General features: G+C 65.4%; 13 protein-coding genes. 7 read left to right on the forward strand and 6 right to left on the reverse strand.

The annotated features are described in order from the left end of the window. Positions 1 to 5: 5 nt before the first annotated feature. From DM806_RS00295 to DM806_RS00310, 4 genes are all read right to left on the reverse strand, one after another. Positions 6 to 929: a Gfo/Idh/MocA family protein gene (locus tag DM806_RS00295; protein ID WP_179041284.1), complete on the reverse strand. Its 924-nt coding sequence runs from the start codon at positions 927 to 929 to the stop codon at positions 6 to 8. After that, positions 926 to 2503: an aldehyde dehydrogenase (NADP(+)) gene (locus tag DM806_RS00300; RefSeq protein ID WP_179041285.1), complete on the reverse strand. Its 1578-nt coding sequence runs from the start codon at positions 2501 to 2503 to the stop codon at positions 926 to 928. Before DM806_RS00300 ends, DM806_RS00295 begins: the two co-directional genes overlap by 4 nt. A gap of 177 nt (positions 2504 to 2680) precedes the next feature. Beyond that, positions 2681 to 4483 (reverse strand): IlvD/Edd family dehydratase, encoded by a 1803-nt coding sequence (locus DM806_RS00305; RefSeq protein WP_179041286.1) that lies wholly within the window; start codon positions 4481 to 4483, stop codon positions 2681 to 2683. Between the two features lie 135 nt (positions 4484 to 4618). Beyond that, complete coding sequence (locus DM806_RS00310) at positions 4619 to 6658, reverse strand: hybrid sensor histidine kinase/response regulator (protein ID WP_218647259.1); 2040 nt, start codon at positions 6656 to 6658, stop codon at positions 4619 to 4621. A 137-nt stretch (positions 6659 to 6795) separates the two neighbouring features. Between DM806_RS00310 and DM806_RS00315 the strand changes: the two genes are divergently transcribed. From DM806_RS00315 to DM806_RS00325, 3 genes are read left to right on the forward strand one after another with little or no spacing between them, the layout of a single operon-like run. Further along, the gene (locus DM806_RS00315) at positions 6796 to 7839 is read left to right on the forward strand and encodes a COX15/CtaA family protein (RefSeq protein WP_179041287.1); all 1044 of its coding nucleotides are present in this window, start codon (positions 6796 to 6798) and stop codon (positions 7837 to 7839) included. After that, positions 7836 to 8153: a divalent-cation tolerance protein CutA gene (gene cutA, locus DM806_RS00320; RefSeq protein ID WP_179041288.1), complete on the forward strand. Its 318-nt coding sequence runs from the start codon at positions 7836 to 7838 to the stop codon at positions 8151 to 8153. Before DM806_RS00315 ends, cutA begins: the two co-directional genes overlap by 4 nt. After that, entirely contained in the window at positions 8150 to 8953 is an 804-nt protein-coding gene (locus tag DM806_RS00325) for a hypothetical protein (protein ID WP_179041289.1), read from the forward strand. Before cutA ends, DM806_RS00325 begins: the two co-directional genes overlap by 4 nt. 6 nt (positions 8954 to 8959) lie before the next feature. Here DM806_RS00325 and DM806_RS00330 read toward each other — a convergent pair whose 3' ends face one another. Together DM806_RS00330 and DM806_RS00335 are read right to left on the reverse strand one after the other, a co-directional pair. Then, the gene (locus tag DM806_RS00330; protein WP_179041290.1) at positions 8960 to 9580 is read right to left on the reverse strand and encodes a hypothetical protein; all 621 of its coding nucleotides are present in this window, start codon (positions 9578 to 9580) and stop codon (positions 8960 to 8962) included. A gap of 47 nt (positions 9581 to 9627) precedes the next feature. Further along, positions 9628 to 11076 carry a sigma-54-dependent transcriptional regulator gene (locus DM806_RS00335; protein ID WP_179041291.1) on the reverse strand — a complete coding sequence of 483 codons (1449 nt, stop codon included), beginning with the start codon at positions 11074 to 11076 and terminating at the stop codon, positions 9628 to 9630. Between the two features lie 154 nt (positions 11077 to 11230). Between DM806_RS00335 and DM806_RS00340 the strand changes: the two genes are divergently transcribed. The 4 genes from DM806_RS00340 to DM806_RS00355 all read left to right on the forward strand — a co-directional run bounded on the left by DM806_RS00340 (position 11231) and on the right by DM806_RS00355 (position 14329). Further along, positions 11231 to 11356, forward strand: a complete 126-nt coding sequence (locus tag DM806_RS00340; RefSeq protein ID WP_179041292.1) for an aa3-type cytochrome c oxidase subunit IV — start codon at positions 11231 to 11233, stop codon at positions 11354 to 11356. A 34-nt stretch (positions 11357 to 11390) separates the two neighbouring features. Continuing rightward, positions 11391 to 12515, forward strand: a complete 1125-nt coding sequence (locus DM806_RS00345; RefSeq protein WP_179041293.1) for an NAD(P) transhydrogenase subunit alpha — start codon at positions 11391 to 11393, stop codon at positions 12513 to 12515. Between the two features lie 108 nt (positions 12516 to 12623). Beyond that, positions 12624 to 12908, forward strand: coding sequence for an NAD(P) transhydrogenase subunit alpha (locus tag DM806_RS00350; protein ID WP_066857938.1), 285 nt, complete (start codon positions 12624 to 12626; stop codon positions 12906 to 12908). After that, a complete protein-coding gene (locus DM806_RS00355) occupies positions 12908 to 14329 on the forward strand; it encodes an NAD(P)(+) transhydrogenase (Re/Si-specific) subunit beta (RefSeq protein WP_179041294.1) in 1422 nt (473 codons plus the stop codon). The genes DM806_RS00350 and DM806_RS00355 overlap by 1 nt, the downstream gene beginning before the upstream one ends. The last annotated feature ends 134 nt before the right edge of the window (positions 14330 to 14463 follow it).

Raw genomic sequence — 14463 nt, forward strand, 5'->3', positions numbered from 1 at the left:
TTACATCAGTCCTCGAAGGCAGCCGTAGGGCAATGCCGTCCGCAAAGGAAGGCGTCCGCCACCAGCCGCAGCGGCGCGGTGTCGGCGTCGATCGCCTGGTCCGCCACCAGACCGACGAAACGGCGATACATCGTCGGATATTCCTCGTCCGGCGCCTTCATCTGCACTTCACCGTCGAGGCGCAGCGTATTGCCGCCTTCTGACAGGAGCAGGCTGCCCTTGTCGGTCTCGACTGCAATGTCCCAGGTCTGTGGCCCCGTCTGGCGCCAGTCGAACACGGTGTCGATCGCTGCGCCCGACGCCGTCGCCATGCTGAGCGTCGCGCCGATCGGCGCCTGCTTGTTCGACGGGACTTCGAGCGAGGCCGACAGCACGGTAATCGGCTCGCCGACGATCTCGGTCAGGATCGACAGGGCATTGATGCCCGGATCGAACACGCCGAAGCCGCCCGCCTCCCAGATCCAGGGCTGGCCCGGATGCCAGTGTCGGACATCCTCGCGCCACTGGATGTCGATCCGTTCCACCTTGCGCTCCGCGATCCAGGCCTTGGCCTGCGCCACGGCGGCGGCATAGCGGCTGTGCCAGCTGGCGTAGAGCGTGACGCCTTGGCGCTGGGCCAGTGCGGTCAGCGCCTCCACTTCGGACACGGTCGCGCCCGGCGGCTTTTCGAGGAAGACATGCTTCCCTGCCAGCAACGCCTGCCGGGCCGCATGATAGCGGACCTGCGGCGGTTGGCAGAGGATGACGGCATCCAGATCAGGCTCGCCCGCCAGCATCGCGCCGAGGTCGGGGTAGTTGTTCACCCCTTCCCCCTGCGCGTTGCGGCTGGCGACGGCGACCAGTTCGATGCCGTCGATCTTTTCGATGGCGGGCAGGTGCTGATCGCGCGCGATCTTGCCGAGCCCTACCAGACCTGCCCTGATCGTCATGCTGCGATTTCCAGCTTGCCTTCGTTACGGCGCGTCAGACCCCAGGGGTTGGCGTCCTGCAACGCGTCGGGCAGCAGCGCGTCGGGCACGTCCTGATAGCAGACGGGGCGCAGGAAGCGCATCATCGCCAGCGTACCGACCGAGGTCGAACGGCCATCGGCGGTCGAGGGGAAAGGACCGCCATGGACCATGGCATGGGTCACTTCGACGCCGGTGGGCCAGCCGTTGGTCAGGATGCGACCAACCTTGCGCGACAGCGTGGGCAGCAGCTTGGCGGCGTCGCCTTCATCGCCTTCGCCGATGTGCAACGTCGCGGTCAGCTGGCCTTCCAGACCGGCGATGGTCGCGATGACTTCTTCGATGCTGGAGCAACGGATGAGGACCGAGGAGGAGCCGAAGACTTCTTCAGCGATGACCGGGTTCGACTTGAAGGTCGCGCTGTCGGTCGCGAAGAAGGCGGCCTGGCCACGGTTGACGCCTTCGGGGTCGGTGCCACGGGCGACGGTGGTGACGCCATCGGCGCCGACGAGGGCGGCGACGCCCTGTTCATAGGCGGCGTGGATGCCCGGCGTCAGCATGACCTGCGGCGCGGCGCCCGACAGGGTGGTAGCGGCAGCGGCGACGAAGGTGTCGAGGTCCGGGCCGTCCAAGGCGATGACCAGACCGGGGTTGGTGCAGAACTGGCCAGATCCCATGGTCAGCGAACCGACGAAAGCGGTGCCGAGCGCTTCCGCCTTGGCCGCCAGCGCGCCGGGCAGCAGCACGACCGGGTTGATCGACGACATTTCGGCATAGACCGGGATCGGTTCGGCGCGTTCGGCCGCGATCTTCATCAGCGCCGTGCCGCCACCGCGCGAACCGGTGAAGCCGACGGCCTTGATGCGATGGTCGGCGACCAGAGAGGTGCCCAGTGCGCGGTTGGCGCCCGGCAGGTAGGAGAAGACGCCCTCATGCAGGCCAAGGCTCTTCACGGCAGCCTGAATGGCGCGGGCGACCAGCTCGCCGGTGCCGGGGTGGGCGCTGTGGCCCTTGACGACGACGGGCGAACCGGCGGCGAAGGCCGATGCGGTGTCACCGCCCGCGACCGAGAAGGCGAGGGGGAAGTTGGACGCGCCGAACACGGCGACGGGGCCGACCGAATGGTTGACGCGGCGCAGGTCGGCGCGCGGCAGCGGCGTGCGGTCCGGCAGCGCCTTGTCGATGGTGGCGTCCAGCCAGTCGCCCAGGCGGACATAGGAAGCGAACAGGCGCAGCTGACCGACGGTGCGGCCACGCTCGCCTTCCAGACGGGCGCGCGGCAGGCCGGTTTCGGCCATGGCGGTTTCGATCAGCAGGTCGCCGATCGCGACGATGTTGTCGGCGACGGTTTCCATGAAGGTCGCGCGAGCGTCAGGCGACAGGGTCGAAAAGCTTTCGAACGCGGCATCGGCCAGCGCGGCGGCTTCATCGACTTCGGCGGGCATGGCGCTGGAAAAGGCGACGTCGCCCTTTCCGCCGGTGGACGGGTTGATCGCGTAGAAAGGCTCACCGCTGTTGCGCTCGCTCGCGCCGATGAGGATGGCTCCGTTGAACATGGCTGTCTCCTGAAGGGGGTCAGAAAGGTCTGGCTAGACGATCGTGCCGAAAAAGAGCGGTTCGTTTTCCGGCACAAGTGATGCAAAAATCGGGAGGATGGGGCGGCGTTCAGATGGATAGCCGCCCCGTCCTTTCAAGGGGCATGTCCGAATATTTGTCGGACTTAATATTCCCGATTAATGGTTGTCGCGCGGCAGGCCCATGGTCTGGGCGATGCGCTGATATTTCTCCGCGCCTTCCAGGATGGCGCCGGTGTTCATCTGGCCGACGACCGAGCGCTGGATTTCCTGCCATGGCGTCTGCGAGGCAGGATATTTGAACCCACCCTCGGCCACCAGCTTCGCGCGGCGTGCTTCCAGTTCCTCGTCGGAAATCAGCACGTTCACCGTGCCGGCCTTCAGGTCCATGCGAACGCGGTCGCCGGTTTCCAGCAGGGCGAGGCCACCCATCGCCGCCGCTTCGGGCGAGGCGTTCAGGATCGACGGGCTACCCGACGTGCCCGACTGGCGACCGTCGCCGATGCAGGGAAGGGCGGACACGCCTTCGGTGATGAGGTAAGCGGGCGGACGCATGTTCACGACTTCCGCCGCGCCCGGATAGCCGATCGGGCCCGCGCCGCGCATGAACATCAGCGTGTCGGCGGTGATGCCGACCGACGGATCGTCGATACGGTGGTGATAATCTTCCGGCCCGTCGAACACGACCGCCGGGCCTTCAAAGGCTTCGGGATCATCGGGGTTGGACAGGTAGCGCTGACGGAACTCTTCGCTGATGACGCTGGTCTTCATGACCGCTTCGTCGAACAGGTTGCCGGTCAGGACCAGGAAGCCGGCTTCGTCCTTAAGTGGCTGGTTGAACGGGCGGATGACCTTTTCATCCTCGATCTCCACGCCCTTGCAGTTTTCGCCCATGGTCTTGCCATTGACGGTCATCGCGCCCTCGCGGATCAGGCCTTGGTCGATCAGCTGGCTGATGACGGCGGGCAGGCCGCCGGCGCGGTAATAATCCTCGCCCAGATATTCGCCGGCCGGCTGCATGTTGACCAGCAGCGGCACCTTGTGGCCGACCGTCTCCCAATCCTTGAGCGGCAGCTCGACGCCCATGTGGCGGGCGATGGCGGCGAGGTGGATCGGCGCGTTGGTCGAACCGCCGATCGCCGAGTTGGCGACGATGGCGTTGTGGAACGCGTCGAGCGTCATGATGTCGGAGGGCTTCAGATCCTCATGCACCATTTCGACGATGCGCTTGCCGGTGCGATAGGCGGCTTCCTGACGGTCGCGATAGGGGGCGGGGATTGCCGCGCTGCCCGGCAGCATCATGCCCAGCGCTTCGGCCAGCGCATTCATGGTGCTGGCGGTGCCCATGGTGTTGCAGAAACCGGTCGAGGGTGCCGACGAGGCGACCAGCTTGATGAAGCCTTCATCGTCGATCTTGCCGGCGGCCAGCAGCTGGCGACCATGCCAGACGATCGTTCCAGACCCGGTGCGCTCGCCCTTGTGCCAGCCATTCAGCATCGGGCCGACCGACAAAGCGATCGCCGGGATGTTGACGGTGGCGGCGGCCATCAGCAGCGCCGGGGTGGTCTTGTCGCAACCGCTGGTCAGGATCACGCCGTCGAGCGGATAACCGTACATGGCTTCGACCAGACCCAGATAGGCCAGGTTGCGGTCAAGGCCGGCGGTCGGGCGCTTGCCGGTTTCCTGGATCGGGTGGACCGGGAATTCCAGCGCGATGCCGCCCATTTCGCGGATGCCCTCGCGCATACGCTCGGCCAGCACGAGGTGGTGACGGTTGCAGGGCGACAGGTCGCTGCCGGTCTGGGCGATGCCGATGATCGGCTTGCCGCTGCGCAGTTCTTCGAGGCTGAGGCCGAAGTTCAGGTAACGCTCCAGATAGAGCGAGGTCATGTCGATATTGTCGGGGTTGTCGAACCAGGCGCGGCTGCGCAGCTTCGGGGCAGTCTTGGGCGAATCGCTCATTGGGGCATCCTGACGAAAAAGACGGGGCGCTTCTGCGCGCTCGCCTTTTCGATATACTCATACAAATACTATTTCAAGGACGCATGAAGGCGACCCTGCGGAAAATCGCAGCGAAATGCGGCACGGGAAGAGGGGTTAGGCCGGCTGGCGGGTCTGGCTCGACTGGTCGTCGAGCATCGCTCGCACCTTCGCGGCCAGATCGGCATAGGTGAAGGGCTTGGTCAGCAGTTCGACGCCGGGGTCGAGCCGGCCATGGTGGATGATGGCGTTGCGGGCATAGCCGGTGGTGAAGAGGATGCGGAGCGCGGGGTAGCGGACATGAACCTCGCGGGCGAGGTCCGCGCCGCTCATCCCGCCGGGTAGCACGACATCGGTAAAGAGCAGGTCGATCGGCTCGCTCGCGCCGTCGAGCGCCGCGAGCGCATCGGCGGCGGTGCCGGTTTCCACGATCCTGTAGCCGAGGTCGCGCAAGACGCTGGCCGAATAGGCGCGGACATTTTCGTCGTCCTCGCACAGCAGGATGGTTTCCGTGCCGCCAACGGTCTGGACCGGCAGCGTTTCGCCGCTCTCCTCGACAGGCAGAATCCCATGACGGCGGGGCAGATAGAGCTTCACGCATGTGCCCAGGCCCGGTTCGGAATAGACCTGCAAATGGCCGCCCGACTGCCGGATGAAGCCATAGACCATTGAGAGGCCCAATCCCGTCCCGCGCCCGACATCCTTGGTCGTGAAAAAAGGTTCGACCGCATGATGGAGCGTGTCGGCGTCCATCCCTTCGCCGCTGTCGGACACGCTGATCTGCACATATTGGCCGGGCGTCATCTCTCCATCGCGCGCCGCCTGTGTGGAATCGATCTGGAGATTGTCTATTTCGATGTCCAGCTTGCCGCCCTCCGGCATCGCGTCGCGCGCATTGACCGCCAGATTGAGCAGTGCATTTTCCATCTGGTTATGATCGACCTCGATCGCCCATGCGCCGTCCAGCGGTACGGTGCGGACCTCGATCGTCTCGCCCAGCGTCCGCTGGAACAGGTCGGACATCCCTGTGATCAGGCGATTGGGATCCATCGGCTGCGGGCTGAGCGGCTGGCGGCGGGAAAAGGCCAGCAGGCGCTGGGTCAGGACGGAGGCCCGTTCCGCGCCCGCCATGGCATTGTCCGCCGCCCGTTTCAGGCGCGGCGTGTCCGTGGGCAGGCCGCGTTGCAGCAGCTCCAGATTGCCCGTCACCACCTGCAGCAGATTGTTGAAGTCGTGCGCGACACCGCCGGTCAACTGGCCCAGCGTTTCCATCTTCTGCGCCTGCCGCAACGCTGCTTCCGCCTCTGCGCGGGCGCGCGCCTCGGCGCGATGCTCGGTGACGTCACGGGCGACGCAGTAGATATGCTCGCCCTCCGGCACCGCGGTCCAGCTGAAGGTGCGATAGTCGCCGGCCCTGGTGCGGAATCGATTTTCAAAGCGCCAAGTGGGCCGACCATCGGCCAGTTCGTCGATCTTGTCGCGGGTGGCGGACCTATCGTCGGGATGCTCCATCCACTCCGACGTGCGACCGACCAGCTCCTCCTGGCTCCAGCCCAATATGTCGGTCCAGGCTGGACTGGCGGCCAGCCAGACGCCGCTGACATCGGCGATCAGGAAGGGGTCGCGCGCCAGCGCCCAGAGACGGTCGCGCTCGGCCGCCATCTGCCGCTCGGCCAGCACGCGCTTCGTCGTTTCGCTGACGATGCAGAGCACGCCGTCGATTGATCCGTCCGCCTCGAAGACCGGCGAATAGCTGATGTCGAAGAAGACCTGTTCCCCCCGGCCGCCATCGCGTTCGATATAGAAGGGGCGGTCCTTGGCATGAATCGTTTCGCCTCCATCCCGCACCGACCGGAGCAAGGGTTCCAGATCGTTCCAGAGTTCGGCCCAGCCCTCGCGGGCCGGGCGTCCCAGCGCATGGGGATGTTTGTCGCCGATGGTCGGGACATAGGCATCGTTGTAGAGAGCGCAGAAATCCGTTCCCCAGAAAAGCACGATTTCCGCTCTGGAAGACAGCATCAATCGCACCGTCGACACCAGGGTCGGCGACCAGCTTTCCACCGGGCCAAGCGGCGATGCGGCGTCGATGCCCGCCGTGAGCGCGCCCAGGGGGCCTTGAGCCGCGATCCTGTCTGCTATGCCGGGCGCGACGGTCATCCTAGTCTCTTCTGTATCCGATGCTATTGGCTCGATACGCCCATGGGCCGATTTGTTTCCCTTGATGTGATGCCCCGGACCTTTTGTCCATCACCTGTGCTCTTGAAACGGACAAGGCGGCGGCGCATGGAACGGGCATGACAGCCGCTGCCTCCGCCTTCCGCTCCTCTGCCATCGCCATGCCCCGCGCCATCGCGCGATGGCTGCTGGCCGTGGCCGCTCTGGTCTTCTGCATGGTGGTGGTGGGGGGCATCACCCGCCTGACCGAATCCGGCCTGTCGATCACCCAGTGGAAGCCGATCAGCGGCGCGATCCCGCCGCTGACCCATGACCAGTGGATGGAAGCCTTCCGCCTCTACCAGCAGATCCCCGAATATCAGCAAATTAAACGCGGCATGACTCTGGGGGATTTCCAGTTCATCTTCTTCTGGGAATGGGCGCACCGGTTGCTCGGACGGCTGATCGGTATTGCCTTTGCCCTGCCGCTGATCTGGTTCGCGTGGAAGCGCGCGGTCCCGTCCGGCTATGGCTGGCGTCTGGCCGCGCTGCTGGCGCTGGGCGGGCTGCAAGGGGCAATCGGCTGGTGGATGGTGAAGTCGGGCCTCTCGGTGCGCACGGATGTCAGCCATTATCGTCTGGCGGTGCATCTGCTGACCGCGCTCTTCATCATGGGTGGCCTGATCTGGACCGCGCTCGACCTGCTGATGCTGGCACGCAATCCGGCAGCGCGGCCGGCACGGATGACGCCCTTCGCGCTGGCGGCGCTGCTGGCGTTGCTGGTGCAACTGCTGTTCGGCGCCTTCACCGCAGGACTGGATGCCGGCTATATCTCCAATACATGGCCGCTGATGAACGACTATCTGGTGCCGGAAGGGATCAGCTGGGTGGGATCGCTCTGGGCGACCGTCTCGTCCGATCCCTATCTCGTCCACTTCATCCATCGTTGGTGGGCCTGGGTCGCGGCGGCGCTGCTGATCCTGCTGGCGCGACGCGCGAAGAAGGCGGGGCAGCGCGGCCCGTCGATCGCGATCAATGCCACGGTCGGCGTCCAGGTGCTGCTCGGCATCGCGACCGTCATCAGCGGTATCGCGCTGCCGCTGGCGGTGCTGCACCAAGCCGTGGGCGCGTTGGTGGTGGCGTCGGCTAGCTGGGGCGCCCATGCCATCGGACGGCGCGCATGAACGAGCCGGTCGTGCTGGTCTATACGCTGTTCGGATCGGCCGAAGACGCCGGGCGCATCGCCCGGCAGCTCGTCGAGGAAAGGCTGGCGGCCTGCGCCAATATCGGCGCGCCCTGTACGTCCATCTACAAATGGAAGGGGGCTATCGAGGAGGCGGCCGAAACCCCTGCGCTGTTCAAGACCAGTCCGGCACGAAGCGAAGCGTTGCAGGCCCGGCTCGCCGAACTGCACGACTATGACCTGCCGGCGATCGTGAAGGTCGATGGGAAGGCGTCCGCCGCCTTTGCGGGCTGGGTCGGGGAGCAGGTTCAATGAAGATGTGGAAGCTGGCGTCCGCCCTGCTCGTCATAGGCGCGCAACCGGCTGCGGCCGAACTGGTCCCCATCGCCTTCGCCCCGCCGGTTGGGCGCGATCTCGTCTACCACATTGAGCAAAGCCGCATTGTCGAAGGGCAGAAAAGTCGGTTCAGCGCGACCCGCAGCCTGCGTTTCGAGCGGGTGGGGCAGGCCTATCTGTTGCATGCCACGCTGCGCACGATCGACAGCGATGCGCCGGCCGCCGCGACCCAATCCTGGCGCGCGGCGCTGACGCCGCTGGTCGGCGTGGAGATGGGCTTTCGCGTCGATGCGACGGGCAAGATCGTCGGCCTCGACGATATGGAAAAGGTCTGGGGGTCGGTCGAGCAGGGACTGGCGCGCATGATGACCGGGTTTGCGCCTGATTCTGCCCAGTATCGTGCGGCCGGTGCGGTGCAGGCGCTGTTTGCCGGTCTGCCTCCGGAAGGGCGGCTGGCGCTGCTCGCGGGCGAATATCAGCCGCTCTTTCTCTTTGCGGGCGGTGAGGTGGAGGATGATGCGGTCGGGCGCGGCGTGCGCACCATGGCAGGATCGCCGCTGGGCCGGCCGGTGAGTGTCGAAGGCCTGCTCCGGCTCGAAGCGCGCGAAGGCGGCCGGTTCCAGCTGGAAGAGAGACTGGCCGGCAATGGCGTGCAACTGGTGGCGCGCTATGCCTTGTCGACGCACAGCGGGATGGTCGAGCACCAGACGCGCGACCTGACGCTGGGGGCAAAATCCCTTGTCGAAACGCGGGATCTGCGCGAAGGCGACGCGTCCTGACCGGCGTCAGCGTGCTGCGTTGGCGGCGGGTGCGACGGCAGCGGCTTCCGCCTCCTCCTTCGGCGCGAAGATGCGCAGGCTGGTCAGCAGCGTCTCGGAGATCGCCTGATATTGCTCGCTCAGCATTTCGGGATAGACGAAGGTCGCGGTGACGATCGACCCGTCGGGCTGGCGCAGCAGGCGGATGCCGACATTATTGCCTTCGCCATCATTGGCGGTGCCGCGATATTCATTGTCGCCGACAAAGTCGCCGTCCACGCCTTCAGCGCCGGTGTTGAGCGCCTCGACGATCTGCTGGAGCGTCTGGTCGCCGTCATTCTTCTGCCAGAAGACGCGCGCGTCAGCGCCTGCGCCGGGGTCTTCATAAACGACGCCATCCGCATTGCTGGCGCCCTTGTCCCGTACCCAGCCCTCGGGGAGGGTGATGGAAAAGCCGCGTTCGATATTCACATAGTTGCGGCCGTCGGGCGTTTCGTCCGACTGCTGGTTCGCAATGGCGTTGGCGGCGGCGGCATTGGCGGCGGCGGCCAGTTCCTCCTGACTCGGCATGTCTGCCACAGGTTCGGTGCGGCCGCAGGCGGCGAGCAGCAGGACGGGCAGGCAGACGACGAGCAAAGCATGTTTCATGTCCCGTCCAAAGCATAGGCGCGGGCAGATTTCAACGCCATAGCCCGTCAGGCGGCGCTGTCGATGCCCAGTTCGGCGAGCTTGCGATAGAGGGTGGAGCGCCCAATCCCCAGGCGACGGGCGACTTCGGTCATGCGGCCGCGATAATGACCAATGGCGAGGCGGATGACGTCGGCCTCGATTTCGGCCAGTTGGCGAACATGGCCGTCGCCCTCGAACAGGGTGATGCCCGCGCCGTCGCGATGAGGCTGGCCCACGACACGCGGGCGGGCGGTAATACGGTCGATGCCGTCCCCGACACGAATCTGCGCCGCGATCTGCGGGAAATCCTGCGGGGTCAACGCGTCGCCGTCGCACAGCACGGCAGCGCGGAAGAGGGCATTCTGCAACTGGCGGACATTGCCCGGCCAGGGATGCTGCATCAACAGGGATAGCGCGTCGTCGGTCAGGCCCAGGCTGCGCAGCCCCGGCTGGGTCGCGATGCGGGCGAGCAGGTGGCGGCAGAGCGCAGGAATGTCACCCATCCGCTCGCGCAGCGGCGGGATGGTGAGCTGGACGACGTTGAGTCGATAATAGAGATCTTCGCGGAAACGGCCGGCCTCGATCTCTTCGATCAGCCGCTTGTTGGTGGCCGCGATCACGCGCACGTCGACATGGATCGGGCGGCGCGCGCCGATCGGCTGCACTTCGCCATCCTGCAAGACGCGCAGCAGCTTTACCTGCGCATCGAGCGGCATTTCGCTGACTTCGTCGAGGAAGATGGTGCCCATGTCGGCCGACACGAACTTGCCGACATGCCGGTCGAAGGCGCCGGTGAAGGCGCCGCGTTCATGGCCGAACAGCTCCGATTCGACGAGGTTGGCGGGGATGGCGCCGCAATTGACCGTGATCATTGGCTGCTTGTGGCGGGGCGAGGCGGCATGGATCGCGCAGGCGATCACATCCTTGCCGACGCCGCTCTCGCCCTCGATCAGCACGGGCACGCGGGCGCGGGCTGCCTTGGCCGCGATGGCGAGCGCGGCGCGGAACAGCGGAGCGGAGCCGACCACATCCTCGAAGGACAGGGGCGCAGTAATCTTTTCGGTCAGAGGGCGCAGTTCACCCGCCGCGCTGCCTTCGGCCAGCGTGGCATTGAGGGCGGCAAGCAGGCGTTCGGGGGCTATCGGCTTGGAAAGATAATCTGTTGCACCCGCGCGCATCGCCTCGACCGCGCCGGAGACATTATTGTGGGCGGTGAGGATCAGCAGGGGCAGGGCCGGGCGTCGGGCGCGAATCTCCCGGATCAGCGCAGAGGGATCATAGTCCGGGCTCCATTGGTCGAGGATGATGGCATCGAGCCGCATCCCGTCCTGCGTGCCCAGCATCGCAATCGCCGTTTCACTGTCCTGCGCGAAGATGGTGCGCCAGCCGGCCCGTGATGCCAGAGCGGAAACCAGCCGTCTCTGCGCCGGCTCGTCGTCGATCAGCATCAGCATCGGTACGCCGTCGCGCGCCATCTTCACCCCTCAAATATTACAGGCGACCAAGGTTAACGGGCAGGAGTAAAGGCGTACTTAACTGCGAAAGATTTTCTTGTCGGCCTCTGGGTTGAGGGGGGGAGGGCTACAGGATAAGAGGTGAGCCGCGAAAAGTGCAGGATGAGGAGCGGATATGTCGAATGAAGGACATATGAAAAGCGCGAACGAAACCTATGGTGGTTTCGTCGGCTTGATGAAATGGGGAACCATTGCAAGCGTGATCGTTGCGGCCATCGTGGTCCTGCTGATTTCCAGCTGAGCGGAAGATCGGGACCAGGAGGGGGGCTACGCATATGAAAATAGCGATATTGAGGGAGCAGGCAGCGGGTGAACGCCGTGTTGCCGGGACGCCGGAGACGGTGAAGAAATTCAAGGCGCTGGGTGCCGACATTGCGGTCGAGGCTGGCGCGGGCCTGACGGCGTCGATTGCGGACGCCGACTATATTGCGGCGGGCGCTGTGGTTGCCGACCGGGCTGCAACAGTGGCGGACGCGGACATCATATTGGGCGTGCAGGGACCGGATGTAGCGGGCCTTTCTGGGGCAAAGCCGGGCGCCTGGATCGCGGCGGGCCTCAATCCCTTTAGCGAGCGTGCGCGTGTCGACGCCTATGCCGCCGCCGGGTTCGAGGCGCTGGCGATGGAGTTCATGCCGCGCATCACGCGTGCGCAGTCGATGGATATCCTGTCCTCCCAGTCGAACCTGTCAGGCTACAAGGCGGTGCTCGATGCCGCCGCCGAATATGGCAAGGCCTTCCCGATGATGATGACGGCGGCCGGCACGGTGTCGGCGGCCAAGGCTTTCATCATGGGTGTCGGCGTCGCGGGTCTGCAGGCGATTGCCACCGCGCGGCGTCTGGGCGCGCAGGTGTCCGCCACGGACGTCCGCGCGGCGACGAAGGAACAGATCGAATCGCTCGGCGCCAAGGCGATCTTCGTGGAGAAGGTCGCGGGCATCGAGGGTGAGGGCAGCGGCGGCTATGCCACCGAAATGTCCGACGAGTATAAGGCCGCGCAGGCGGAGCTTGTGTCGTCGCATATTGCCAAGCAGGACATCGTAATCACTACCGCGCTCATTCCGGGCCGTCCCGCGCCGCGCCTTATCACCGACGCGCAGATCGCGACGATGAAGCCGGGCAGCGTGATCGTCGATCTCGCGGTCGAGCAGGGCGGCAATGTCGAGGGCGCGGTCGCCGGCGAAGTGGTCGAGCGCCATGGCGTCAAAATCGTCGGCCATCGCAACATGCCGTCGCGGCTTGCCACGGACACGTCAGCGCTCTTCTCGCGCAACCTCTACAATTTCCTGTCCGCCTTCTGGGACAAGGAAAAGAATGCGCCGGTGCTGGACGAGGAAATCGGCAACGCCATCCGCCTGACCCAGGGTGGCAAGGTCGTCAACGAGCGGCTGCTGACGAGTTGATGGCGGGCTTGGTTCCAAACGGAATATAGAGCGCGGGCCTGCCGAGGGGGCGGGCCGCGCGGGCACGTCTCGCCACCTTGAGGGCGGGACGAACAGGGAGTAGGAACGATGGACTTCATCTCCATCCTGTCGATTTTCGTGCTGGCGTGCTTCGTCGGCTATTATGTGGTCTGGTCGGTGACGCCAGCGCTCCACACGCCGCTGATGGCGGTCACAAACGCCATTTCGTCGGTCATCATCGTCGGCGCGCTGGTCGCGTCGGCGGAGGCGGGCAGCATTGCCGCCAAGGTGCTGGGGCTGGTCGCGGTGGTCTTCGCATCGGTGAACATCTTCGGCGGCTTCGCCGTCACCGAACGCATGCTGGCCATGTACAAGAAGAAGGAGCGCAAGTGATGCACGAGCTTGCTCCTGTCTCTCCTTTCGTGGCGCTGGCCTATCTGATCGCCGGCATCCTGTTCATCCTGGCGCTGCGCGGGCTGTCCAGCCCGGCCACCAGCCGTCGCGGCAACCGCATGGGCATGATCGGCATGGCCATTGCGGTCGCCACCACGCTCTACACCCATGATGTCGTCAGCCTGCCCGAGATTGTCGGCGCGATCATCGTCGGTGGCGGCATCGGTTTCCTGATTGCCCGGCGGATCGCGATGACGGCGATGCCGCAGCTGGTCGCCGCCTTTCACTCGCTGGTCGGCATGGCCGCGGTGCTGGTGGGCGCGGCCGCCTACCTCAATCCCGGCGCCTTCGGCATTCTCGATCCGCTGACGGACGAGATCCACAATGCCAGCCGGGTCGAGATGGGCCTGGGGGTTGCGATCGGCGCGATCACCTTCTCCGGCTCGATCATCGCCTTCCTCAAGCTCAACGGCAACATGTCGGGCAAGCCGATCATGCTGCCCGGCCGCCATGTCATCAATCTGGGCACGCTGGCCGCGATCCTGGGGCTGGTCGCCTATTTCGTGACCGACCAGTCGCCCTGGGTGTTCTGGACCGTGACGGCGCTGAGCTTCGTCATCGGTTTCCTGCTGATCATTCCGATCGGCGGCGCGGACATGCCGGTCGTGGTGTCGATGCTGAACAGCTATTCGGGCTGGGCCGCCGCCGCCATGGGCTTCACCCTGGGCAATACGGCGATGATCATCACCGGCGCGCTGGTGGGCAGTTCGGGTGCGATCCTGTCCTACATCATGTGCAAGGCGATGAACCGCAGCTTCATCAGTGTGATCGCGGGCGGCTTCGGCGCGGAAACCGGCGGCGCGTCGGCCGATGCTTCGGCGGTCGATCGCCCCTACAAGCGCGGCAGTGCGGAGGACGCGGCGTTCCTGATGAAGCAGGCCGACAGCGTCATCATCGTGCCGGGCTACGGCATGGCGGTGTCGCAGGCGCAGCATGCGCTGCGTGAGATGGGCGACCTGCTCAAGAAGGAAGGCGTCAGCGTCAAATATGCGATCCACCCGGTCGCAGGCCGCATGCCCGGCCATATGAACGTGCTGCTGGCCGAGGCGAATGTGCCCTATGACGAGGTGTTCGAGCTGGAGGACATCAACAGCGAGTTCGGCCAGGCCGACGTCGCTTTCGTCATCGGCGCCAATGACGTGACCAACCCGGCGGCCAAGACCGACAAGACGTCGCCCATCTACGGCATGCCGATCCTGGACGTCGCCAACGCCAAGTCGGTGCTGTTCGTGAAGCGCTCCATGGGCGGTGCGGGCTATGCCGGCGTCGACAACGAAGTCTTCTACATGGACAACACCATGATGCTGCTGGCCGACGCCAAGAAGATGGTCGAGGAGATCGTCAAGGGGCTGGCCCACTAAAACTGCGGCGATTTCGCGCCGCCTGATGATCCATCCGGCGCGAAATCACTCTGAGGGGTTGCCCCGCGCCGCCCCGATACCCTAACCCGTTCGTGTCGAGCGAAGTCGAGACATGCCGCGCCGCCTGGGGGCCG

Origin of the sequence: Sphingobium lactosutens, from assembly GCF_013393185.1 — a bacterium.
Taxonomy (GTDB): Bacteria; Pseudomonadota; Alphaproteobacteria; order Sphingomonadales; family Sphingomonadaceae; genus Sphingobium; species Sphingobium lactosutens_A.